We start from the raw sequence: 25,578 nt of genomic DNA, 5'->3' as shown, positions 1-25,578 counted from the left end.
TTAGTATCCCCCTACGTGTTTTGCAGCCGATAAAACGATGGTTGTGTTTGCATTTTAACGGTGAAATTAGCGGTTAAAATGGAAAGACACCGTCAGCGCGGTGTACTTCCCAATTCAACCTATTCAATTAAACGCATATTGCATATAAAAGTTACGATCGTTGCGACAAATGCTGCTGTTTTAACTTCTGCATACTGTAATATACACTATGCTCAATCAAAAAGCGAATTATGCTTTGTTGCTTGTACCGAACTCACGGATTTTGCCGATAACAGTTTGTTTGATCGCTTCACGACCTGGAGCGATGAATGTACGTGGATCGTAAGCATCTGGTTTTTCAGCCAGAACTTCGCGAACTACTTTAGCGAAAGCGATCTGGTTTTCAGTGTTTACGTTGATTTTGGATGTACCCAGAGAAATGGCTTTGTCGATATCGTGTTTCGGAATACCAGTACCACCGTGCAGTACGAGTGGCAGGCTAACTGCATCACGAATTTCTTCCATTTCTTTGAAGCCCAGGTTAGGCTCGCCGTGGTAAGGACCGTGTACGGAACCCAGTGCTGGTGCCAGTGTGTCGATACCTGTTTCTTTAACGATGCGTACGCATTCTTGCAGGTCAGCGTACATGATGCCGCCGATTACGTCGTCTTCTTGACCACCGACTGTACCTACTTCAGCCTCAACGGAAACGCCTTTAGCGTGTGCGTATTCAACGACTTTTTTGGTCATTTCGATGTTTTCTTCGATTGGGTGGTGGGAACCGTCGATCATAACGGAAGTGAAGCCAGCGTCGATTGCTTCTTTACATTTGTCAAAGCTAGAACCGTGGTCCAGATGGATTGCAACTGGTACAGTGATTTTCATGTCGTGCAGCAGACCTTCTACCATTTTGACAACGGTAGTGAAGCCGCCCATGTGACGAGCTGCACCTTCGGATACACCAAGAATAACTGGGGATTTTTCTTCTTCCGCTGCGCCCAGAATCGCTTGTGTCCACTCCAAGTTGTTAATGTTGTATTGACCAACCGCATATTTTCCTTCAAGTGCTTTGTTCAGCATGTCTGTCATAGATACTAATGGCATAATGACATCCTCCTCAAATATATTGGGCACATCCTATCCGGTATGTCCCATATTGTGTAAGCCGCTACTGCATACGTGCCTATTATAACACAACCCACTTCAAATACTAAACAAACAATTTGCACAGATTGATGTCGATTTTCATGGAAATAACAACGATTTGCATAACAAAGAAGACGGCAAAATGCCGCCCTTTTCCTGTTTTACTGATCCACACTACTACCGCGCAAACAGCGATCTACTGCTTGACGCATTTCATCAATATCAAACGGCTTGGTAAAATGACTCAGCGCACCGAGTTCCTTTGCCTTCTGGATAATATCCAGTTCGCCGTACGCAGTCATCATAATGACATGAATATGTGGATGGGTCGTCTTGATATGGCGCAAAATCTCCAATCCGTCCATGCCAGGAATCTTCATATCCAGCAGTACTAGATCAGGCGAATCCTGCTCTACTACTTCAAGTGCCGCCTTGCCGTTGGCTGCTTGAAACATCTCATATCCTTCATTGCCGAACAATTCCATCAATAGAATCCGAATTCCGGTCTGATCATCTACAATCAATATCTTCTTCTGTTCCATCTGTCACCTTTCCCTTCTTCTATGCTGACGTATTCCGATGTACATGACTGCTGCTATTCAGAATGATGACGAACTACAGGTTGGTGACTGGTCTTATGAGCCGGATGAGCTATAACTTACATTATCCGTCAGAAATCACCAGACTTTGTTTGCAATAACATAATCTATAGGATTCGCCGTTTTTCGTACAAATCCTGCATCTTGCCGAAAAATCCGATCATTTCGTCTACATCCAGTGTGTACGCGAAATATAGGCGAAACGCTATATGTACGGCGGTTTGTTGCCTCATGGTGGGAGCGAACAACAAACGTGTTTCTACATCTATAGCATACAATGATTCATGTCTCAAAGATATGGGGTTATCCATGAATATCATGCTATTTGTATATGCAAAAAACCACCCATTTCCCATGACAGGAAACGGATGGTTGCGCAAAATGCAATTTAAACGTATAATCGTAAACCCGACGCTGTTATCCTTGGTGAGCGATAGAAGCTTTGACAAACTCACGGAACAGTGGCTGTGGACGGTTCGGACGGGAAATGAATTCTGGATGGAATTGTACCGCCAAGAACCATGGGTGATCAGGAACTTCCACGATCTCTACCAGTCGACCGTCAGGGGAAGTACCGGAGATTTTCATGCCAGCTTTCTCGATTTGCTCGCGATATTGGTTATTGAACTCATACCGATGACGGTGACGCTCGTATACCAACTCTTCGCCGTAGCATTCCATTGCCAGAGAACCGGGTTGCAGTTTACATGGATACAATCCAAGACGCATTGTACCGCCCAGATCTTCGATGTCTTTTTGTTCTGGCAGCAGGTCGATGACCGGATATGGTGTAGCTGGGTTAATCTCGGAGCTATTCGCACCATCCATGCCTGCAAGCGCACGCGCATATTCAATGACAGCTACCTGCATACCAAGGCAAATGCCGAAGTACGGAACGTTGTTATCACGTGCATAACGAATCGCACTGATTTTACCTTCGATCCCGCGATCACCGAATCCACCCGGAACAAGGATACCACCGAGACCGCTCAGCTTTTCAGCTACGTTATCATCGGTCAATTCCTCTGCATCCACCCAGCGCAGTTTCACATCTGCATTGGCATGGTAACCAGCGTGGGACAGCGATTCAACGACGCTCAGGTACGCATCATGCAGCGCTACATATTTACCAACAATCGCGATTTCGACGGTTTTCTCCAGATTTTGAATGCGACCGAGCAGTTGCTCCCATTCGCTCATATCTGGTGCTGGCGTGTCCAGCTTGAGATGCTTCACAACGATGTCATCCAGACCTTCGTCACGCAGGTTCAGCGGCACTTCGTACAGCGACGATGCATCGCGACATTCTACAACAGCATTAGCATCGATGTCGCAGAACAGGGCGATTTTGGATTTCATATCTTCAGACAGTTCGTATTCGGTGCGGCAAACGATCACGTTTGGCTGAATACCGATACTGCGCAGTTCTTTTACACTGTGTTGAGTCGGTTTCGTTTTCACTTCACCGGCAGCTTTGATATAAGGGATCAGGGTAACGTGTACATACATTACGTTGTCACGACCAACATCACTCTTGATTTGACGAATCGCTTCCAAGAATGGCAGACTCTCGATATCACCAACCGTACCACCGATCTCGGTAATAACGACATCTGAGTTGGATTCGCGACCTGCACGGAAAACACGTTCTTTGATCTCATTCGTGATATGCGGGATAACTTGTACTGTTCCGCCCAGATACTCACCACGACGCTCTTTGCTAATAACGGAGGAATAGACTTTACCAGTTGTTACATTGCTGTTTTTGGACAGGTTGATATCGATAAAACGCTCGTAGTGACCCAGATCAAGATCCGTCTCAGCGCCATCATCGGTTACGAATACTTCACCGTGCTGGTATGGACTCATGGTTCCCGGGTCCACGTTGATGTAAGGATCGAATTTCTGGATCGTTACCTTCAAGCCTCTGTTTTTGAGCAGTCTGCCCAGCGATGCAGCCGTAATCCCTTTGCCGAGGGACGATACGACGCCACCTGTTACGAAAATATACTTTGTCACAATATTACCTCCTAGTTATTATCCAGAAATTCAAACACCGCACGATGTATAAAGCATGGCTTGCAAATGCAGCAGACCTCAGGACAGCCTCTCGAAAAGATGACCGGATACGCTGTTTTTGCACGCCTTTTATACAAAATGCACAGGGGAAATCACTCACAAAAAACAAAAAAAGTGACACCCGTAGTGACGGGGCACTTTTATTAATTCAGCTGAAAAACGCTGGATATATGTGTGTTTATAGGTTTAATTCATAAGCCCATGCAATAGTTTACTCTGTCTCTATATTGCATGTCAAGATATATCGGCGAAAGATTTGTACGGTGTGATATGAAACCGCTATCAGCCCATCTACTGCTTGGGACATTTTGAAGAAGAACCTCAAATCTCCGTCCTCTGTATGCTAAAATGACCTAAAAAGAAAAGCCTGTCCGGGCTACCGGGCAGGCTTTTGAAATATTAACGATTGTCTTCGTCTTCCTCTTCGTCGTTATATTCCTCTTCTTCTTCCTCTTCATCCTCGTCGTCTTCATCTTCAATGACAAGGTCTTCGCTATCTTCGTCATCATCGGAGTAGATATCGTCGTCATCGTTTTCGTCCACGTCGTCGTAGTTATCTTCTTCTACTTCATCGTCTTCGTCCGCATTGTCGGCGCTATCGTCCTCATTGTTGAATTCGTCGTCTTCGATATCGTCATCGTCGTTATCATCATTGATGATCCGTGGACGCTTCGCGTTCGCGATTGGATCTTCCGCACGCTCCAGCGGATACCAACGTTTCAGACCCCACAGATTGGTACCGACACAAGCAAAACGACCGTCGATGTTCAATTCTGTGTAGAGCTGGGCGATGTATTCAGTAATCTGCTCTTCGGTATAGCCGCGCAGTTCTGCCACTTCCTTCATCAGGTCACGGTAGTACAACGGGGTATTCATTTTTTTCAGAACGGCAAAGGCTAGATCCACCATTGGAATCTCATGCACTTTGTCCGGGTTGATCTTCAGTTCTTGCGGTGTGCTCACTTACGGACACTTCCTCTCAGATCCAGTTTCAGGCTGTGTATTTCACTCCGGGATGATCCTGCATCATGTCCGCGGAGACAGGCGTTGTCAGACTATACGATACATTATACAAAATGCTGAGATAAGTTAAACCCATTTGCCTGCAAAAATCAAGTTTTTTACAAAAAACAGGGCATTTGGGATACCTCATCGCCGCAGAACGCCAATAATCGGCATAGTGCGACGATTGTTGCTGCCTTACATGCGGTCTGGTGCAGATACGCCAACCAGACGCAGTACATTGACGATAACGGTACGAACGCTACCCAGCAATGCTAGACGCGCCAGCGTTTTCGGCTGATCTTCAGTCAGCGTACGCTCGGCTTTGTAATAGCTGTGCATCTGCGATGCCAGCTCATATACGTAACGAATCAGACGGTGCGGTGCGAAGTTCTCCGCCGCCACAGCGATCTCGTTCGGCAGCTCGCCCAGCTTTTGCAGCAGGTCGTATTCATGCTCAGTGTTCAGCTGACTAAAGTCGATTTGCGACAGCTCTGGCAATACGATGCCCTGCTCCTCTGCCTGACGGAAAATACTGCAAATCCGCGCGTGTGCATATTGTACGTAGAATACTGGGTTTTCGTTGGAAGTGGACACCGCCAGATCCATATCGAAATCCAGATGCGAATCAATACTGCGCATCGCGAAGAAATAACGAACCGCATCCACGCCCACTTCGCTCATCAAGTCTTCCATCGTTACGGCTTTACCGGTACGTTTGGACATTTTGACCTTTTCGCCGTTTTGGAACAGGCTGACCATTTGTGCAATCAGTACGGTCAATTTTTCCGGGTCATTGCCCAGTGCCTGCATGGCTGCTTTCATCCGCGGGATATAACCGTGGTGATCGGCGCCCCAGATGTTGATCATGCGGTCGTAGCCGCGGTTGTATTTATCTTTGTGGTACGCGATGTCTGGTGTCAGATACGTATAAGTGCCATCATTTTTGATCAGAACGCGGTTCTTGTCATCGCCATAATCGGTCGTACGAAGCCATGTTGCGCCGTCCTCTTCAAAAATCTGACCACGTTCGCGCAGCTCATCCAGCGCGTCCAGCACGCGTCCGGTTTCATACAGCGAAGTCTCGCTATACCAGATGTCAAAGCCGACACGGAATGCTTGCAGATCGCGTTTGATTTTGTCCAATTCTTTGCTCAGACCGTATTCACGGAAAAAGTCGGAGCGCTCGCTAGAGGACAGGGACAGCAGGCTGTCGCCTTTCTCAGCAACGAGTTCACGCGCAAAGCCCTTAATGTCTTCGCCGTGATAACCATCTTCTGGCATCGGAGCATCCTGACCCAGCTCCTGCAAATAACGCGCTTCGATCGACAGACTCAGGTTGGACACCTGATTCCCCGCATCGTTAATGTAGTATTCGCGGGTCATCTCATAACCAGCGAAGTCGAGCAGGTTGCACAGCGAGTCGCCAAATGCGGCACCGCGTGCATGACCAAGATGCAAGCTGCCGGTTGGGTTGGCGCTGACAAACTCCACTTCGATGCGCTGACCTTTGCCCAGCTCAATACGTCCGTAGTTGTCACCTAGCGTATGAACCGCCTCGATAACCGGATACAGATAGCTTTTGTTCAGTTTAAAGTTAATAAAGCCCGGGCCAGCGATCTCGGCGTGCTCGATGCCGCCTTTGCTCAGGTCCAGGTTCTCGATAATGCTCTCAGCGATTTGACGCGGATTTTTCTTAGCGATACGCGTCAGCTGCATAGCGATATTGGTCGCTAGATCGCCGTGGTTTTTGTCTTTTGGCACTTCAAGCGCAACCTCTGGCAGTTCGTCGGCGCTAACGATACCGGCGGATAGCACGGCAGCGTGTACAGCCTCTCTAACCAGATTGCGGCTTTGTTCCAGTGGATTAGCAGTCATTGTTTAACGTTCCTCCTGTATAGGGCACTACCAGATCATGCGATCGGACTTGCCTTGGGTCTGCCTCACGGCAGGTTGTGCGTTTATGATTGAGGGTCATGTACCGAGAACACTATAGCATCTCAATATGCAGACTGACCTTAAAGCGTCCGTTCAATTGTTCGTATGCGTACAGATCATATTCCCAGATCATGCTGCCCGTCGTTCCGTCCAATTCATTGTGAATCGCCCGCGTATTCGTCTCCAGTGTAAAACGGGTAAAAGGCGATCGATAAAATCCGGTCAGCTGCTCTCCCGGTCGGAAAGTCTGCTCGGCTTCGACACCGCCATGACGCATGATTTTGATTTCGTCGCTACTGATTTTCACTGTGGTACGGACTTCCTGCTGAGGTGGCTGCTGTGGCTCGGTGTAACGAACATACAGGCTACTGCCTTTCATAAACACCTGACCGATCATTTCGGTTGTGCTGCTTTCGCCGTCCTGCTCACTACGCAGCGTCAGTCGCACCTGATTGGCTTCCGTCATACATCCAGCTCCATTTCGGATATTCCTCTGACTTGGCTTGTTGAATATAGAACATCTTCATAGCAAATTCAATAAGCGCACTCCTTCTTATTGTACCATCTTATCGACAGGAAAGCCGCATTTTCGTTGAAAAAGTTAAGGTTTTCATACGCAAAGGGTAAGGATGCCGCAGAGTGCAAAAACCAGCAGTCCTGTGCATCGCACGGATGACTGCTGGTTTGGGGCTTGTTGGGCTTATTTGCACAGATCTTCGACGAATTTGGGTAGTACGAATGCAGCCTTGTGCAGACGCGGGGTATAATATTTATTACTATCCATCTCAGGAATGGAGGATTCATCCACTTCTAGCGGATCGTACATTTTGCTACCCATGGTGAAGGTCCACAGTCCGCTTGGATAGGTCGGAATGTTGGCACCATACACGCGTACAATCGGGAAGATTTCTTTGACATCGCGATTGACCTGCTGGATCAGCTCAGCTTTGAACCATGGGTTGTCGGTCTGAGCGACGAAGATGCCATCCTCGCGCAGCGTTTCGTAGATGCCTTGGTAAAAGCCTTTTTCAAACAAAGGGGCTGCCGGACCAACCGGCTCCGTAGAGTCGACCATGATCACATCATAGGCGTTTTTATTTTCAATAATGTGCATATAGCCGTCGGCAACATGAACTTCAACACGCGGGTTGTCCAGTTCACCAGCAATCTCAGGCAGGTACTTTTTGGAGTATTCGATGACTTTGCCATCAATCTCAACCAATACGGCTTTCTCCACTTCGGGATGCTTGAGCACTTCACGGATGACTCCGCCGTCACCGCCGCCAACGACCAGCACATGTCGAGGATTGGGGTGTGTATTGAGGGCTGGATGGGCGACCATTTCGTGATAAACAAACTCATCCTTCACCGTCGTCATGACCATGCCGTCCAGTACGAGCATACGACCAAATTCTTCGGTATCGATCATCGCCAAATCCTGAAATTCGGTCTGCTCCGTGACCAGTGTTTCGCGGATTTTGGCAGTAATGCCGAATACGGGCGTTTGTTTTTCCGTGTACCACAGTTCCATAGAAAGTCCCTCTTTTCATGAAAGTATCGTTGTATCTAAAAGATCCATCGCATCCATAGCTTTACATCGTTCATTTCGCATTATACGACATCCGTACATTCACTGCAAAAGGGATACTGACCTCTGACAAGCTGCTGATTAAGCGTGAACCGTGCCATTCGATCGTAATCAGTGGATGCCCCATTTGGAACGTATCTACATCTATTATGCAAAGGAGCCTGACATGGATATTCAGCAAATCGTTCAATTGCCTGCGCGGGAAGCCGCGCCGCGACTGCTAGGGCAGATTATTAGACGCATCACGCCTGCCGGAGACATTCGTTGCCGGATTGTGGAAACGGAGAGCTATGGCGGTGCCGAGGACAAAGGCAGCCACGCCTACGGCAATCGCCGCACCAATCGGACGGAGATGATGTTCCGTCAAGGTGGTATTTCATACATTTACCTCATCTATGGCATGTACCACTGTCTGAATGTAGTAACCGGACCGGAGGATGATCCGCAAGCGGTATTAATCCGTGCTGTCGAGCCATTAACGAGTCGAGATGAGCAGTTGATGCTGCTACTGCGCAATCTACCTCCCGGCAAGCTTAAAACGCTATGTAACGGCCCGGGGAAGCTATGCCGCGCACTGGACATTGATAAATCGTTGAACGGCATTGATTTGCTCGCCAGCGGCGCACAGCTGCGGTTGGAGCAGGCAGATGAGCAAGAGCTCAAGAAACTCGTCATTGAGTGCGGACCACGCATTAATATTGATTATGCTGAAGAATATGCGGCGTATCCGTGGCGCTTTTACATCAAGGATCATACGTATCTATCAGTAAAAAATAAGACCCCGCAAGTCTTCACTCTGCCGGATGATGAACAAGTATGCCGACAAATAAAAAACCGCTGTACAAAGTGAATTCACTCTGCCAGCGGCATATTGAGTACGCGTTCTTTTAACCATTCATTCATCTGCATCACGGTCATCGGTCTGCCAAAATAAAAGCCCTGCATCAGATAGCAGCCTCTTGATTGTAAAAAGGCAAGTTGTTCGGCGGTTTCCACGCCTTCCGCCACTAACTCTAACTCCAGATTGCGCGCAATCGCAATAATTGTACTGACGATTGCCTGCTTGGACGTCTGATCGCTTTTGCGGACGAAGATTTGATCCATTTTGATAATATCGACGGGCATCTCATCTAGGCGACCCAGCGAGGAGTATCCGGTACCAAAGTCATCCAGCGATACACGGATGCCCAGCGATTGGATATGCTTGAGCTGTTCCACCGTTCCCTCCATGCTGTTCATAGCGATTGACTCTGTAATCTCCAGCTCCAGATAATGCGGCGATAAGCCGCTTTGCTGCACAATCCGCTCCACTCTGCCCGCAAATAGCGGATTCTCAAACATCCGTGCTGACATATTTACCGAGATTGGCACCATGACATCCATCTCCTGCTGCCAGCGCAAATTCTGCTCGCATACCTGCCCAATCATCCAATACGTCATTGGGATGATTAATCCAGTCTCTTCCGCAATCGGAATAAATTCACCCGGCGATACAAGACCTAACTCATGATGCTGCCAGCGCAGCAACGCCTCCATGCCAACCAGCTGATTGTGCTGGGAATCCCATTTGGGTTGATATACGATAAATAGCTGATTGTTATCCTGCGCCTGACGCAGATCATTTTCCAGACCCATACGGCGAATTTGGCGCTTATTCATATCTTCATTAAAGATACTGTAGCGGTTTTTGCCGGAGTTTTTGGATACATACATTGCGGTATCCGCGGCACGCATCAGCGATGTGCGATCATAGCCATGCTCCGGTGCTAGCGCAATACCGATACTGCCGCCAGTAACAAACAGCTGATCACCAGACAGATGATAGGGCTGCTTGATCGACTGCAAAATGCGCTCTGCCAGAGCAATCGCCTGCGCTGGATTCATATTGCTTGTCGCAATCAGAAATTCATCTCCGCCCAAACGAAACACCTGCTCATTACCGACGATTTTCTCAGCGATAATACATTCGCGTAATCGCCGCGATACTTCGATCAACAGCTCATCACCCATATCATGACCTAGCGTATCGTTAATCGATTTGAAGCGATCCAAATCAAGAAACAGCACGGCGCCTTGCGTGTGAGCATCAAATACCTTTTCAAAATAACGCTGCAAGCCGTGACGATTCGGCAGCGAAGTCAACGGATCGCTGTATGCCATTCGTTCCAGCAAATGCCGCTCTACAAACACCGCAGCCCATGATACTGACAAAATGCTAAAGGTGACGATCGACACCCCCGTAATTAACAGCACCTGACTAGCAGATAACGATGAGATGGTCTCCATATTACTGCTCATCCCAGCCATATAGTGAAAATTGGTCGCTGCCATGCCAGAATAGTGCATACCAGAAATAGCAAAGCCCATAATGATCGCACTGATCAATTTCCAATGACTGTAATCCGGTTTATCGCGGAATTTGTGAAACAAAAATAACGCGCCGTAGGAAGCTAGTAATGCAATAAATACCGACAACACAACATATGATGGTGTATAGCTAATCATCGCATCCATACGCATAGCTTGCATGCCGGTATAATGCATAGCGACAATACCGCATCCCATAATGATGCCTGCCAGCATAGGCTTCCATACCTTTTGCGCCGGGTTAAGCTTGACGGTAAATGCAACAAAGGATGCGACAATGCTCGCCATAGCAGAAAGCATAGTCAGCACAATGTCGTAATTTACAGGCATGTCAAAATGAAAGGCAAGCATGCCGACAAAGTGCATCGACCAGATACCGCTACCCATTACAAAAGAGCTAAGGCAAAGCCAGATTACTTTACTTCTCCCATGTGTTTGCGACACTTTGCTTGCTAGGTTGAGGGCAATATAAGAAGCGACAATGGAAATCAGGACGGATAGCCCGATAATCCAGCTGTTGTAATTAAGATGCATATCCTCCATGGCATCCTCCTTAGGTCAGACATTCAGGTTCATTCACAAAGGTATATTGGATTTCTCGCTAAGTTTCTAAATCATCTTCTCTATATTACAACGGTTTATTCACTTTGTTTCGTAATAGATGTCATTAACTATTAAAAAAATTAAAAGACGGCCGCTACGGATAGCATAACGGCCGTCTTCCATACTGTAATACGGTTCTTAGTACATCACATGAATGCGGAATTCACATCCATTATTTAATGTTAAATTTGTCGTTCATTTGATCCAGTAAACGAGCCAGAATCGTTGCTGCTTCGCCACGTGTAGTATTGGCTTTTGGATCGATGGTTCCACCCGGTCTACCTTTGATCAGCCCTTGATCGATAGCAAGTGCCAGATCATTGCGTGCCCAATTACCGACTTTGGAGCGATCATTGTACGAAGATAGTACTTTGTCTGCATCGGTATTGTACGATTTCTCAGAATCAAGATAACGCAGGGTGTTGCTGATAATATGCGTCATTTCTTCACGCGTAATTTTTTGATTCGGTTTGTAGGAACCGTCAGTGTAGCCATCGGTTAATCCCGATGCGGTTGCTGCTTTGATCGCATTGTTGTACCATGCGGCATCACGTACGTCCGAATAACCAGCTGCTCCGCCGCTAGCGTTCAGTTGCAGCATATTGCTAACCATTTGTGCAAATTGTGCACGGGTCAGCGTTGCATTCGGTGCATAACGGTTGCCACCGATCCCTTGTACGATGCCTAGACGATGCAGACGGGCGATATCGGATTGTGCCCAATGTCCGGCAGTATCGATAAAGTCAGATACATCGCTGTTTGTCAGATTGATGCCAGACGGAAGCTCCTCAGCTGCTTCGGTTCCGTCGGTACTAGCTGCTTCGACATCATTGTTGCCTGATGTGGTTGGCGTAGTGGTTTCCGCTGGCGTTGTTCCGTTGTTCGTTTCTTCTGCCGGTGTAGCTCCGGTTCCAGCAGCTGTACCGGTGGTGTCTGTGCCATATGGCCAGCCCAGCTGACCCGGAATACGGTTGGCAGGTACAGAATCGTCATCATCGTCACCGCCTGTGTTACCACCACCCGTATTGTAGCTAATCGTACCGACAGTTGTGGTTGTACCACCACGATTCAGTGTAACAACCAGCTGCCCAGAGGACTCAGGGAATTGTACACTGATGTCCACGATGCCATCCGCATCCACGGTGACATTTGCCAGTTCAACCGTACCTTGTCCATATACGGAACTTTGAACAGTTACGGTATCGCCGGTCAGAACTCCATTGACACGAACAGTACCTTGGTTACCTTGCGAATTGATCAAAGTTGCCTGCGGGTTATCTGGATTGCCCGGATCACCCGGTACTACTACACCGCTATAGGATAGTGTATTCAGTTCTGTTTCCACGCCATTGCTGACACTGCGTACAGACAATGTGCCGCTGGAAGATGGGAAGGCAAAGGTCAGTACGGCAGTACCTTGATTGTTGGCTGCATTTTCTGCCAGCTGCACATTCGCATCGCTGTATACGCGTGCGATTTGCTGCGGAGCCAGACCAGTTACGGTCACTGTACCTTGTCCATTGCTAGTATCGGTCAATTCCGCTGTTGGCTGCGGAGTTTCCGGTATAACTACGCCGCTATACGGCAGGCTGCCAATCTCCGTTTCGGCTCCATTGCTTACCGTACGTACGGATAATGTGCCATCCGAGGACGGGAAGGTGAAGGTCAGAGTTACATTACCGTTCGCATCGGCAGTGCCTTCTGCCAGTTGTACATTCGTATCGCTGTAGACACGTACCGTTTGTCCGACAGTTGCACCCGTTACAGTGACTGTACCTTGATCATTCGTTACATTAGTCAGATCAGCAGATGGTGCAGGTGTTGTCGGAATATCGACGCCGCTATATGGCAGTGTCGCAATCTCAGTCTCGGTTCCATTCGAGACGGTGCGTACAGACAACTCGCCATCCGTCGTCGGGAACGTAAAGGTTAGAACCGCTGTGCCATTTGCATTAGCTGTTCCTTCTGCCAATTGAACATTGGTATCGCTGTAGACACGTACGGTTTGTCCAGCGGCTACATTCGTAGCAGTCACTGTACCTTGATCGCCGTCGATGTCAGTCAATGCGGCGGTTGGGGTTGGATTGGCTGGAATGTCGATACCGCTGTATGGCAGTATTGAAATCTCGGTTTCCGTTCCGTTCGAGACGGTTCGTACGGACAATTCACCATCCGCCGTCGGGAACGTAAAGGTCAGAACCGCTGTACCATTCGCATTAGCTGTTCCTTCTGCCAATTGAACATTGGTATCGCTGTAGACACGTACCGTTTGTCCAGCCACTACATTCGTAGCAGTCACTGTACCTTGATCGCCGTCAATGTCAGTCAATGCGGCGGTCGGTGTTGGATTTGCTGGAATGTCGATACCGCTGTACGGCAGTGTCGCAATCTCTGTATCCGTTCCATTGATAGTGACTACAACGGTCAATGTGCCGTCAGTCGTTGGGAACGTAAAGGTAATAGTCGCTTCGCCATTGGTTCCCGCTGTTGCTGTGCCGAGTACGGCATTATTGTCGTCATATACCGTCACTGTTTGTCCCGCTGTCAAATTGCTGGCGGTAACTGTACCTTGATCGCCATTGATGTCGGTCAACGCTGCGGTTGGCTGCGGAGTGGTTGGAATATCCACGCCACTGTACGGCAAGGTTGTAATCTCCGTTTCAGTACCACCGCGTGTATAGGTGACAGTCAATGTGCCATCGGTTGTTGTAAAGGTAAAGTCAATCACGGCTGTACCAGTACTGTTCGCAGTTGCTGTGCCCAGTACTTCGTTATTCGGACCGTATACCGTAACAATATCGCCTTGTTGAACGCTTGTTACGGTTACCACACCATCGGCTCCATTAATGTCGCTGATTGTAGCTGTAGGTGTCGGTGTTGGTGGTGTAATACCGCTGTACGGTAGAACCGCAATCTCCGTTTCGGTTCCATTGCTAACTGTACGAATCGACAACTCACCGCTGGTTCCCGGAAGAGTGACTGGTAACACCGCTGCTCCATTGCCATCTGCGGTCAGTTCTGCCAGTTGTACATTCGCATCGCTGTAGACACGAACCGTTTGCCCCGCAGTCACGCCTGTTACGGTGACAACACCTTGGTCGCCATCAATGTTACCCAGTGCCGCTTCCGGTGTCGGCGTTGCTGGAATGTCGATGCCGCTGTACGGCAGTGTCGCAATCTCTGTATCTGTTCCATTGATAGTGGCGACAACGGTCAATGTTCCGTCAGTTGTTGGGAAGACAAAGGCGATAATCGCTTCACCGTTTGTTCCCGCTGTTGCTGTTCCCAGCACTGCATTGTTATCGTCGTAGACTGTCACTGTTTGTCCAGCAGTCAAATTGCTAGCAGTGACCGTACCTTGATCGCCACTAATGTTGGTCAATGCTGCGATTGGCTGCGGAGTGGCTGGAATATCTACGCCACTGTACGGCAACGTTGTAATCTCGGCTTCCGTTCCGCCACGAGTATACGTAACGGTCAACGTGCCATCTGCTGTGGTAAAGGTAAAGTCGATCACGGCTGTACCTGTACCGTTCGCTGTAGCAGTACCCAGTACGGTATTGTTCGGACCGTATACTTTTACAATATCGCCCGGTTGTGCATCTGTTACGGTTACCGTTCCGGCTGCTCCGTTAATATCACTAATAACGGCTGCTGGTGTCGGTGTTGGTGGTGTGATACCGCTGTATGGTAGAACCGCGATCTCCGTTTCGGTTCCATTGCTAACTGTACGAATCGACAACTCACCGCTGGTTCCCGGAAGAGTGACTGGTAACACCGCTGCTCCATTGCCATCTGCGGTCAGTTCTGCCAGTTGTACATTCGCATCGCTATAGACACGAACCGTTTGCCCCGCAGTCACGCCTGTTACGGTGACAACACCTTGGTCGCCATCGATGTTACCCAGTGCTGCTTCCGGTGTTGGTGTCGCTGGAATGTCGATGCCACTGTACGGCAGTGTCGCAATCTCTGTATCTGTTCCATTGATAGTGGCGACAACGGTCAATGTGCCGTCAGTCGTTGGGAAGACAAAAGCGATAATCGCTTCACCGTTTGTTCCCGCTGTTGCTGTTCCCAGCACCGCATTGTTGTCGTCATAGACTGTCACTGTTTGTCCAGCAGTCAAATTGCTAGCAGTGACCGTACCTTGATTACCACTAATGTTGGTCAATGCTGCGATTGGCTGCGGAGTAGCTGGAATATCTACGCCACTGTACGGCAAGGTTGTAATCTCCGTTTCAGTACCACCGCGTGTATAGGTGACAGTCAACGTGCCATCTGCTGTGGTAAAGGTAAAGTCGATCACTGCTGTACCTGTACCGTTTGCTGTAGCAGTACCCAGTACGGTATTGTTCGGACCATATACTTTTACAATATCGCCCGGTTGTGCATCCGTTACGGTTACCGTTCCGGCTGCTCCGTTGATATCGCTGATGACAGCTGCCGGATCTACAGTTGGTAGATCAATGTCGCTGTATGGCAAAGTGCTAATTTCCGTTTCCACGCCATTACTAACTGTACGTACAGAGAGTGTACCGTCGGCTGTGGTGAAGATGAGTGGCAGAACGGCTGCGCCGTTACCATCTGCGGTCACTTCTGCCAGTTGTACATTGTCCGCTCCATATACACGTACTGTTTGTCCAGCAGCTGCGCCGGTAACAGTAACAACACCCTGATTACCATTAATATTGCCCAGTGCCGCTTGTGGCGAAGGCGTTGTCGGAATCTGGATTGCACTGTATGGTAGCGACGCAATCTCTGTATCTGTTCCGTTAATGTTGGCTACAACCGTCAATGTTCCGTCGGTTGTTGGGAAGACAAAGGCAACAATCGCTTCGCCGTTTGCTCCCGCTGTTGCTGTACCCAGCACCGCATTGTTGTCGTCATAGACCGTCACTGTTTGTCCCGCTGCCAGATTGCTGGCGGTTACGGTACCTTGATTGCCAGTAATATTAGTCAAGGCTGCGATTGGCTGCGGAATGGCTGGAATATCCACACCGCTATAATCCAGCGTTGTCACCTCATTCTCCCCGTTACCACCGGTACGAGTCGATGTTACGACCAATTGACCGTCAGCCGTTGGGAATGTAAAGGTAATCAGCGCACCACCGAGACTATCCGCTATAGCTGTGCCGAGTACATTGCCATTTGGTCCGTACACTTTCAGTACGTCACCTGCTTGTGCACCAGTAATTGTTACGGTGCCTTGAGCGCCTACAATGTCTGTCAGTACTGCCTGCGTGGTATCTGGTGCAGGTTCAATCACTACATTTTGATAGTCAAACGTACTAATAGTTGTTTCTGTACCATTTGCCAGTACACGAATAAACAGTTTGCCCTGTGCTTTCAGGAATTTGAACGTAACGACAGCTTTGCCGCCGCCATCTGCTGTAGCATTACCAAGCAACGCATCATCCTGATCGTACACTCTAGCATCCGTACCCGCCTGCATGCCGGTTACGGTGATCGTTCCTTGATCACCTTGAATGCTATCTACTGCCGCTTGTGGCGAATCAATCGGCGCTGCTGGCTCTGCTGGATAGGTTACCGGTACCGGCGTACTTTCCAGTTGAGCGCGAATCAGAATTACCGAAGCGACACCGCCTGCTGGCAGTAACTGCAGCTGGAAGTTGACTGTTCCCGTACTATCGGCAATCGCTGTACCCAGAACAGTGTCGTCCGCTCCCAAGATACGGATCGTATCGCCCGGCTGCAAGCCTTTCACTGATGCACTATCATTATTACCGGTGTTGTTAACCAAACTGATGCTGTCTGCATTCAGTATAGGACCCGGCTCGGCATCATAATTGACTATAGTAGCTGCACTTTGAATCGTATTGTGCGTACGTGTAATCGATAGTATGCCCCCCTGTGCTTGCAGTTTTACAGCAAGGGAAAGCGTACCATTTGCCGCCACTGTACCGGTATCCAGCACAGCACCGTTCTCATAAATCGTAATCAGATCGCCAGCAACAAGCGACGTAAATCCAACGGTATCTTGCGTACCCGAAATATTGTTAATGGTGATCAAATTGGCAGGAATCGGCGGTACTACTTCTGCCGCATACTGCACAGCCACTTTGTCACTTTCAATACCCAAATAGCGTTGAGACACGTAGATTGTACCGCCTGTTGGAATGAGAGTTGCCGAAATGGAAACCTGAAGTGAGGCTGGAACGGTTGCCGTGCCAAGAACGGTATCGTCATCGCCATACACGATAACTTCCATCCCTTCGCTCGCTTCGGTTACTGTTACAATGTCCTCATCTCCATAGTTATTTTGTGGATTTACATTTTGCGCCACAATGGATGGAACAAGCAACGCATCATAATTGACAAGTGTCGGCACACTTTCAATGCCATTACGAACTAAAGTGACACTGACCATACCGCCATTGGAAGAAAGGGAGACTTCCAGCTGTACATCTCCTTGTGCATTCGCTGTACCGGTACTCAGCAGCGTACCGTCTGCATATACATTGACAATATCGCCTTCCTGCAATTGATCAACTGCAACACTAGCGGATGCGCCAATAGCTGTCGTAACTGTAATACGTTCAGCTGGAATCGCATTGACGACTTCCGCCACATACGCCGTCAGCGTTGGTACACTTTCTACACCGTTGCGTGTCAATGTTACACTCACACTGCCGCCAACCGGAATCAGCGTGACTGGAACACTAACACTAGCGGAGCCTGCGGCTACGGTTTCTGTACCAAGCAGCGTGGCATTTCCGTATACTTTGATTACGTCACCGCTCGTCAAACCGCTGACGGATACGGTATCATCATTACCCGAATTGTTTTTGACATTGATGCTTGCTGCCGTTAACGGCGGCACCACTTCAGCCACGTATGCCACAGGCAGGACAGCACTTTCTACACCCTGACTGGTAATACTGACACTTACACTACCGCCAAGTGGATTTAATTTTACATTAACGGTAGCTGTACCATTGCTGGCAACTGTACCTGTACCAAGTACACTACCACCTGCATAAGCAGTCACAATATTGCCTGCCGTCTGATTTCTTACAACTACGGTGTCGCTGTCACCCGCATTGTTGGTGATCGTTACATCGCCAATCAATACCGGATCGACAACGATAGAACCATACATTGCCGAAGTAGCCAAACTCTCGATACCATTGCGCGTCAAGCTCACATTCAAGCTTCCGCCTTGTGCATTGGCTCGAACGGGAATAGCGACTGAACCAGTTGCTGTAGCAGTTGCAGTTCCCAATACTTCTCCCGCTCCATATACTCGAATCAAATCGCCTGCTGTCAACCCATTCACAGTGACAACGATCTGACCGTTAACAATACTGCCTAGCGAAATCTGGTTGCTGAGCAGTGGAGTAACTACTTCAGCCAGATAGGCAACTGCGGTCGCCGGGCTTTCCACTTCATTATGCTTCACACTCACATTGATAGAGCCGCCGAGCGGAGTCAATGTGACCGGCACACTCACGCTGCCTTGTGCATTGACTGTGCCTGTACCCAGCACACCACTTCCGTCATATACAGTGATTACATCGCCAGCAACCTGACCAGTAATCGACACCGTATCGGCATTGCCGGAATTGTTATTCACCTGAATATTGGCAGAGGCAATAGCAGGAACAGTAATGGAAGGATAGGTGAGCGTCGTAGTGGCGCTTTGCAGCAATCCTTCTTTGACACTGACATTCAAACTGCCGCCAGTCGCATCCAATACAACCGGCAACACCAGCGTTGCCGATGTCGCTGTACCTGTAGCAAGTACAGTCGCTCCTGAAGAAACAGTAACAATAGAGCCGACTTTCAAATTGTTGACAGTGACTGTGGATGTACCACCATACGAATTGGCAATCGAAACATTCGCAGAAGCAATAGGAGGAACTGTTTCTGCGCCATAGGTAACAGCAGTGGAGGCGCTTTCCACACCGCTGCGCGTACGGGTAACATTAACGGTGCCGCCGGTTGCAGTCAAAGGGGCAGTGACTGTAGCCACACCGCTGCTATTGGCAGTTGCTGTGCCGATCGATGTGCCAGAGGCATAGACCGTCACGAGATCGCCAGCACTAATATCAGATACGGTAATCGTATCGCTATTGCCGTAGTTATTTTGTACGTTGATACTGGAGGATGGAACAGCGCTTAATACCGCTGCGCTATACGTCACACTGGTACGTGTACTTTCCGCTGTACCACGTTTGGCAGTTACGCCAATGGTGCCACCTGTCGGTGTAAGCGTAGCCGAAACAACTGCCGTGCCTCCGGCATTTACGGTTGCTGTACCAAGCACTTGATTGCTAGCATTATATACAGTAATAAGATCGGTAGGATTTTGCCCGGTTACGGTGATTGTGGATGTACCGGACATTTGATTGGAGACGCTAATTTGCGAGCTAGTTGGCGCAGGTGTTGCTGCCAGAACGGTAAATGTGTTCTGTTGCGTCGATTCGCCAATTGTCACATTGAGGGTACTTTTGGTATACGCTGTAATAGTGTATGTGCCTGCAGCGGGGAGCGTTTTTGTTTTAAGCGTTAATGTATCGTTGGCAAGTAGATTAAGTAAGAGCGTGCCGCTTAAAGTAATCGTTCTACCACTGTTGGTAATCATACTCGCTGGAATTGCTGTGCCGTTAAATTCATCGCCAGCCACAGCGGTGATCCCTGCCGGAAGTTCAAACACCATACTTCCGATCAGATTTAATTGAATACCCGGTTCATAGCTGATAGTCAGCGTTGTCGTCTGACCAGCTACATTCTGTCCGTTAAGTGATGTGATTCGAAGTGCACCTGCAGCACTTGCGTGACCGGGGAAGTTTACGATCACCATACTGAAGATTAGGAAAATAATAAACAGCGAATACCCCTTTTTTCTCATCTCTTTCGCCCCTTTAATGATTGTTGTGGGTAATTGTGACTGGGTCGACGGGTTGACGGTTTGGGAAAATCTAGGAAACTCATATCCCCATTGTCTCTCAAAACAGTTGTTTAATTAATAGCCTTATTTTCCTATTTTAGTATTAATAATGTATATTACCCCCTTTATTCCTTTTTTCGCCAGTAAAGTAAAAAAAGATCACCTTATTTATAAAAAATAAGGTGATCTTTTTACTATATTTCCATATAGGATCAAATATTCACGTAAATGAGACATATAACCTATGCAAAAGACTCAATCCCGCTGCTTTGCGTTCATTTCTAAGCCTTTTCTCATTCTTCCTCTCATTCTCAGATAGAACAAGTGTTCAATCAAGGGCTACGCTGTTAACCAATACTTTTGTTAAATACCGCAGCAATCGCCTGCGCACGGTCACTGACACCCATTTTATTGAAAATATTGGTCAAATGGTTTTTAACCGTATGTTCACTAATAAACAGAGTCGCTGCAATCTCTTTATTACTAGACGCCTTCACAACCAGCTCCAATACTTCCTTCTCACGCGGAGACAAGCCGAATTGCTTGACGATTGCTTCCAGACCGCGTCCTTCGGCACCTTCGGACGACGTTCTGGCAGGCGAATTGGCAGTAGCTGGCTTTTCCTCGACCAGATTGATCTCTGTTTCTAGCGTATGACGGCTCAATACAAACAAACGGAACTGGCTAACCAACCCTTGGTCGATACCACTAACTGGCAGATCATTCACTACACGCATATCGTGATCGCCTGCTGCTGCAATCGCGAATGCTAACGACATAATCTGTCCCCCTTTGGAATAGGTAGTGCCAGAAGGCACAGATTGCGCGTCCTGAATACGTTTGTAATCCTCGATCATCTCGGCTTCCTGCTGGAATAGATGCGGGAAGCTGCGCAACATATTCGGATCAGAATACGACATCACACAGGCACGACCGATCACATCGGCTTCATCCTTCGTTACGCCGCCCCATACGGCAAATTCCTGCACAATTTTCCGCGCATCTGCGGTCAACTGATACAGTGCCATATTCCATTCCCGAATCGATTCATGCAGAATCTGTGCAAATCGATTGCTGTTGGACATATACTGCTGACGGTCGTAAACCGATTTCATAACTACACTGCCCATCATGGCAAGTGCAGACAGAATCTCGCGACACTCCTCGCCTTCCTGCTCATCACTAACCGCTACCGCCAGCACCGCACGGACACGATTGCCATATACGATCGGATATTCCAGCATCAGTGAGAAGGGAGTGTTGTTATTGATGTAAGAGTTGGCTGACGGATTATCGCTACCTTCCAAATAACGTCGAGCAATATCCTTGGCATACGTTTCGCCATTGGGACTTTGCATCCCGCGCGCAACCATCTGAATTTTGCCGTCTTCGGATGTACGATGAACGACGATGGATGCCGACGGATTCCATACTAGATTCAGACTCATATCAACCAGCATGAACATGACGCGCTGCGCATCCTGCACAGACACGATCAGACGTGACAGCTCAATCAACGGTTTGAAGCGCTGTAGCTGCTTTTCCATCTTTTCATAGGTCAGATGGTTGGCAATATACCAGCCCATCAGCGAGATCATGGTTTCTTCAAATTGGAAATGAAGACCCGGTACGGAGCGCTCCTTGAAGCTCACGCCAAATAGCAATCCGTACACCTCATCATCGTAACGAATCGGGAAGCCTTGCACTTCATGTACCTGCGGTACACCCTTTTGCAGGAAAAAGTTGCTACGCGGATCACGATCTACGTTGTTCCAGCGCGTCGGCTGTGCACTCAATACCGCCTGCCCTAGAAACCCTTCTCCCTCATGGAAAACCGCTCCATTCAGCTCGGCAGATGATGGTCCAATACTGTTGATGATCGTATACTTGCCTGGACCCGTACGCAGTGCAAAGCCGAATACATCCGCCAGATCACTCGTTGACAGCACAGCACGCGTAATCTCCTCAATCGGATGCGAGGCATTCATTTCAGAAGATAGCGTATCGTTCAACGCGACCAATCGGTCCGTCAGACGCTTCTCCTTGTAGCTGGACTTGAGAATCAATGACAGTGCATGCGCAAGCTTTGTAATTTTCTCACGCTTGAATACTTCCTGCTCCGGCGTCGTTTCCGGTACATTGCGAATCCAATCCTGAATCGCCTCAAAGAATCCGACAGGCACATCATTTGGCGGCTGCACAAAGTTCGGATGTGATAGTATGCCTTGGCGCGTACCTGTTTGAATCAGAATCCCCGCCCACACAAATAACCCGGTCAGCGGCTGGTCAAAGGCAATCGGCGAGATCAACCACCGCACACCCGGTATCCATTGATCCGACAAAATCGTATGTTTCGCACCGTGCAGCTTTTCAATTTCCTGACGGAACATTTCATTTAGCTCACCGGCATATTGCTCAAATACCGAACTACTCCGCAAATGCGAAGGTGCCGTAATAATCCGCCCTTCATGATCGGTTATAAAAATGAGCAGCTCGGTCAATTGAGCGTAAGTATCTTGAAGCTCCTGGCATATATCGCGGATATCATTTAGCATGTATGTTTCAATCATAGGCGTTCAAATCCACTTCTGTCTGAATATAAGGAGCCTTGTAACGGTAAATGGCACGCACACCATCCCCATTTTTCTCCAGGATAGCCATCTCCGCCAGACGATTCAATGCTCGCTCAGTAACCTGTTGACTGCGGCCCAGCCTCTTGGACAGGCCGCTGCTTGTCTCAATCGCATACGGATTGTTTTCAAAAAATAGCGTGCATTCCATTTGCAAAGTAATTACATCACTTTCTGCTACCATACGGTTCCAATCCCTCCTTATATCAGCTGTACAAACGGCTCTTCGGTTGCGTTCGCAATAATGTGCGGTGCGGATACGCGACCACTAGGGGATTTGGTAACCTGCAAGTATTGGTAATTGCCATCTACCCAGGTTCGGATTACACCGTTACAGGTCCGTTCCAGGAAGGAAGCCGTCTCCTGTCCAATCTCCGCAAAATTGCAATGTACGACAATGGTAATACCCAGCGAGCGCCACATGGACATCTCTTCGGCAAAGTAACGTAGCAGGAACTCGCGTCCACGTTCGGAAATGATGGTGTTCAGATCATAATACACAAACCAGCGACGATCACATGTATCCTCACATTCAAAAATCGGACCTAGACGATCATTCAACACTTGAGCATAATCCTCATTACTCACCTTATCTACACGGATCATCGCCTTCTCTAGCGTAGATTCGACTGCCCTTCGATAATGCTCAATAAAGAACGCTTTACCTTGAGCAGCAGCTTCGCGCAGCGATACGCCAAACAGCTCAATCGTATCGGCAAAGGTATCCAGTGAGGTATTGCCCGACATCATTGTCACCGTACAATCGCCGTCTTTAATGCGCTGTGCATAGATAGAAGACAGCAGATAACGATAATTGGCTTTGCTGTTCGTGTCGATCATATAGACGCTGCTGCGTGGAATACCGCCGCCCAGCATCTCATCCAGCGTTGCAATACCGGTAGTCAGCACCTCCGTCTCGTTGGTCAACATTTTATCCTCCGCCATAGACAGAGATGGAACGATGTATACGCCATTGTTCAGAAACTTGTACGTATGCTCGCCTTCCATAATGCGAGTACCACGCATCTTGAGTACTTCAATCGTGCGCTTGCGGTACTTTTCCATCAGCGGCTTCAGTGATAGCCGAACGATACCATCACAGATGTAATTCTCAAAAGGCACATTGGATTCGCCAGTCTCACCATATTCGCGAATGAAGAACGAAGTCAGCGAGTGCTTGCGCATAATATTGCGGATGGTGTACACATTGTTGCGCACCTGCTCATCCGTGCTCACCAGTCGGAATAGACTGATACTATCGATCACGACGCGTTTGCAGCCGATCTCACCGACCATACTTTCAAAAATACCACCTGGCTGTAGCATTTGATCCAGTAAAATATCCGGCTCCATACAAATAACGCGCAGCCGATTTTCCTGCTCTAGCTGACGCAGATCCCATCCGAACCCTCTCATATCTTCGTATATTTGCTCCGGCAGTTCTTCAAAGGTAATGTAGATTCCCGGCTCGTCAAAGTTTGTGGCTCCTTCTACCAGAAATTGCATACCGACTGTCGTTTTACCGGTACCTGGTTCGCCTTCCAAAATCACTACAGACCCTGGCGGTATACCACCGTACAAAATATCGTCCAGTCCTGGTATACCCGTATGAATAGCATTGATGTTGTTCATGTATTGCTCCCTCCATCTGTAGCATAGTTTAGTCATGCAAGGGTTAGCTTTTCCTACGAAGATGACTGTAAAGCAATTATAACAACGTAAGGCACTTTGAAGAAAGGAATTTCCCATTTTTATAACGAGTCAAAAGTATTTAATCATTTATACCCTTTTTTTCCAGTTTATCATTGCAGTTTCTTAATAAATTGAATAAATTTAGACCAAAAAATACAGCATTTTATCCGGTTATTTTAAATTTAAATGAATACCTGCGAATAATTATACAAAGAGGCTGGAAATCAGTTGATCTCCAGCCTCTTTGTTGTACATCAAGCCTGTTGTGGGAATATAGACGGCGGGCAGGAATACCGGTATTCCAGACAGTAAATCGTCATTCCCACCCGTTCATTGTATTGTGATGATTATACTCTACGTACCCATTGCAGCAGCCTCGGAATCTATACTGATTACCGATTAGCCTTCCAATGCTTCTTTTAACTCTTCTGGCGAACGATCCCACCACTCTTGGTTATGCGTGGACAGTAGTTTTTTCAATGCCGCTTTATCTTCGCTGCCTAGCTCGCTCAGCATGATTCGACGCTTGATCGCATAGTCCAGCTTGTTTACGTGGTCAGCGAGGATTTTCCAGCCTTTTTTGTCTTCTTCATTAATCCACATCTCACAGGCTGTTGCTCCAGCGTAGCTACCGCCCTCTGGCTGCTTGTCCACCGCTACCCAGACAACCCATACTTGGCGACCACCGACAACATCCTCGCGCTCAGCGCTGAATTTGATCCCGCGCTCCACTTTGCTCTTCGCGTGCATCGCACCAATATCAATCGTTGCTTCGCCGCGATCAATAATAATAGGAGAAACATTGTTCAGATTAATCGAGCCTGCACCGAATCCCTTATGCTTGCTGCTCTTGGTGCTGCTACTAATAATATTTAAAGACATTGATTTTTTGGCAGGTTGTTGATTTTGATCCATGGTAAAAGTAACTCCTTTTTTATTCAAATATGAACCGATATCTTCATATGATTGATTTTAACATGATTGTAGCGGATTAGGGTCAAAAAACTAATGCCACAGGCTGTATGTTAGATAAAGTATCAAAAA

At 48.1% G+C, this 25,578-nt stretch carries 14 protein-coding genes; 1 reads left to right on the top strand and 13 read right to left on the bottom strand.

Features of this window, described 5'->3' with window-relative positions; genetic code table 11:
• Positions 1-228: 228 nt before the first annotated feature.
• The 7 genes from fba to speE all read right to left on the bottom strand — a co-directional run bounded on the left by fba (position 229) and on the right by speE (position 8,274).
• Positions 229-1,083 (bottom strand): class II fructose-1,6-bisphosphate aldolase, encoded by an 855-nt coding sequence (gene fba / locus ABXR35_RS23800; protein ID WP_367064563.1) that lies wholly within the window; start codon positions 1,081-1,083, stop codon positions 229-231.
• 203 nt (positions 1,084-1,286) lie between these two features.
• Complete coding sequence (locus ABXR35_RS23795; protein ID WP_367064562.1) at positions 1,287-1,667, bottom strand: response regulator; 381 nt, start codon at positions 1,665-1,667, stop codon at positions 1,287-1,289.
• A gap of 474 nt (positions 1,668-2,141) precedes the next feature.
• On the bottom strand, positions 2,142-3,743 hold the full coding sequence (gene pyrG, locus ABXR35_RS23790) for a CTP synthase (protein WP_367064561.1): 1,602 nt from the start codon (positions 3,741-3,743) through the stop codon (positions 2,142-2,144).
• 459 nt (positions 3,744-4,202) lie between these two features.
• Positions 4,203-4,766 (bottom strand): DNA-directed RNA polymerase subunit delta, encoded by a 564-nt coding sequence (rpoE, locus tag ABXR35_RS23785; RefSeq protein WP_367064560.1) that lies wholly within the window; start codon positions 4,764-4,766, stop codon positions 4,203-4,205.
• 237 nt (positions 4,767-5,003) lie between these two features.
• Positions 5,004-6,683 (bottom strand): arginine--tRNA ligase, encoded by a 1,680-nt coding sequence (gene argS, locus ABXR35_RS23780; RefSeq protein WP_367064559.1) that lies wholly within the window; start codon positions 6,681-6,683, stop codon positions 5,004-5,006.
• Between the two features lie 112 nt (positions 6,684-6,795).
• Positions 6,796-7,209: a YwiB family protein gene (locus ABXR35_RS23775; RefSeq protein WP_367064558.1), complete on the bottom strand. Its 414-nt coding sequence runs from the start codon at positions 7,207-7,209 to the stop codon at positions 6,796-6,798.
• A 234-nt stretch (positions 7,210-7,443) separates the two neighbouring features.
• The gene (gene speE, locus ABXR35_RS23770; protein ID WP_367064557.1) at positions 7,444-8,274 is read right to left on the bottom strand and encodes a polyamine aminopropyltransferase; all 831 of its coding nucleotides are present in this window, start codon (positions 8,272-8,274) and stop codon (positions 7,444-7,446) included.
• Positions 8,275-8,497: 223 nt separating this feature from the next.
• Between speE and ABXR35_RS23765 the strand changes: the two genes are divergently transcribed.
• Entirely contained in the window at positions 8,498-9,181 is a 684-nt protein-coding gene (locus ABXR35_RS23765; protein ID WP_367064556.1) for a DNA-3-methyladenine glycosylase, read from the top strand.
• A 2-nt stretch (positions 9,182-9,183) separates the two neighbouring features.
• Here ABXR35_RS23765 and ABXR35_RS23760 read toward each other — a convergent pair whose 3' ends face one another.
• The 6 genes from ABXR35_RS23760 to ABXR35_RS23735 form a co-directional block, all read right to left on the bottom strand.
• Complete coding sequence (locus ABXR35_RS23760) at positions 9,184-11,241, bottom strand: bifunctional diguanylate cyclase/phosphodiesterase (RefSeq protein ID WP_367064555.1); 2,058 nt, start codon at positions 11,239-11,241, stop codon at positions 9,184-9,186.
• A gap of 232 nt (positions 11,242-11,473) precedes the next feature.
• Positions 11,474-20,173, bottom strand: coding sequence for an S-layer homology domain-containing protein (locus tag ABXR35_RS23755; protein WP_367064554.1), 8,700 nt, complete (start codon positions 20,171-20,173; stop codon positions 11,474-11,476).
• A 386-nt stretch (positions 20,174-20,559) separates the two neighbouring features.
• On the bottom strand, positions 20,560-22,782 hold the full coding sequence (locus ABXR35_RS23750; protein ID WP_367064553.1) for a LuxR C-terminal-related transcriptional regulator: 2,223 nt from the start codon (positions 22,780-22,782) through the stop codon (positions 20,560-20,562).
• Positions 22,775-23,026, bottom strand: coding sequence for a hypothetical protein (locus tag ABXR35_RS23745; RefSeq protein WP_367064552.1), 252 nt, complete (start codon positions 23,024-23,026; stop codon positions 22,775-22,777). Before ABXR35_RS23745 ends, ABXR35_RS23750 begins: the two co-directional genes overlap by 8 nt.
• Positions 23,027-23,043: 17 nt before the next feature.
• Positions 23,044-24,474, bottom strand: a complete 1,431-nt coding sequence (locus ABXR35_RS23740) for an ATPase domain-containing protein (protein ID WP_367064551.1) — start codon at positions 24,472-24,474, stop codon at positions 23,044-23,046.
• 459 nt (positions 24,475-24,933) lie between these two features.
• Positions 24,934-25,449: a YwhD family protein gene (locus ABXR35_RS23735; protein WP_367064550.1), complete on the bottom strand. Its 516-nt coding sequence runs from the start codon at positions 25,447-25,449 to the stop codon at positions 24,934-24,936.
• Between the last annotated feature and the right edge of the window lie 129 nt (positions 25,450-25,578).

The organism is Paenibacillus sp. JQZ6Y-1, from assembly GCF_040719145.1.
GTDB classification, from domain to species: domain Bacteria; phylum Bacillota; class Bacilli; order Paenibacillales; family Paenibacillaceae; genus Saccharibacillus; species Saccharibacillus kandeliae.
Note: the sequence above shows the minus strand (reverse complement) of the source record. Positions and strands in the feature narration are given on the sequence as shown.

Excerpts from the sequence above, each read along its gene's own strand:
- ABXR35_RS23775 (WP_367064558.1), bottom strand. The coding sequence starts at position 7,209 with ATGACGGAAGCCAATCAGGTGCGACTGACGCTGCGTAGTGAGCAGGAC.
- ABXR35_RS23765 (WP_367064556.1), top strand. The coding sequence starts at position 8,498 with ATGGATATTCAGCAAATCGTTCAATTGCCTGCGCGGGAAGCCGCGCCG.
- ABXR35_RS23735 (WP_367064550.1), bottom strand. The coding sequence starts at position 25,449 with ATGGATCAAAATCAACAACCTGCCAAAAAATCAATGTCTTTAAATATT.
- speE (WP_367064557.1), bottom strand. The coding sequence starts at position 8,274 with ATGGAACTGTGGTACACGGAAAAACAAACGCCCGTATTCGGCATTACT.
- ABXR35_RS23755 (WP_367064554.1), bottom strand. The coding sequence starts at position 20,173 with ATGAGAAAAAAGGGGTATTCGCTGTTTATTATTTTCCTAATCTTCAGT.
- argS (WP_367064559.1), bottom strand. The coding sequence starts at position 6,683 with ATGACTGCTAATCCACTGGAACAAAGCCGCAATCTGGTTAGAGAGGCT.
- ABXR35_RS23740 (WP_367064551.1), bottom strand. The coding sequence starts at position 24,474 with ATGAACAACATCAATGCTATTCATACGGGTATACCAGGACTGGACGAT.
- ABXR35_RS23760 (WP_367064555.1), bottom strand. The coding sequence starts at position 11,241 with ATGGAGGATATGCATCTTAATTACAACAGCTGGATTATCGGGCTATCC.
- fba (WP_367064563.1), bottom strand. The coding sequence starts at position 1,083 with ATGCCATTAGTATCTATGACAGACATGCTGAACAAAGCACTTGAAGGA.
- ABXR35_RS23745 (WP_367064552.1), bottom strand. The coding sequence starts at position 23,026 with ATGGTAGCAGAAAGTGATGTAATTACTTTGCAAATGGAATGCACGCTA.
- ABXR35_RS23795 (WP_367064562.1), bottom strand. The coding sequence starts at position 1,667 with ATGGAACAGAAGAAGATATTGATTGTAGATGATCAGACCGGAATTCGG.
- ABXR35_RS23750 (WP_367064553.1), bottom strand. The coding sequence starts at position 22,782 with ATGATTGAAACATACATGCTAAATGATATCCGCGATATATGCCAGGAG.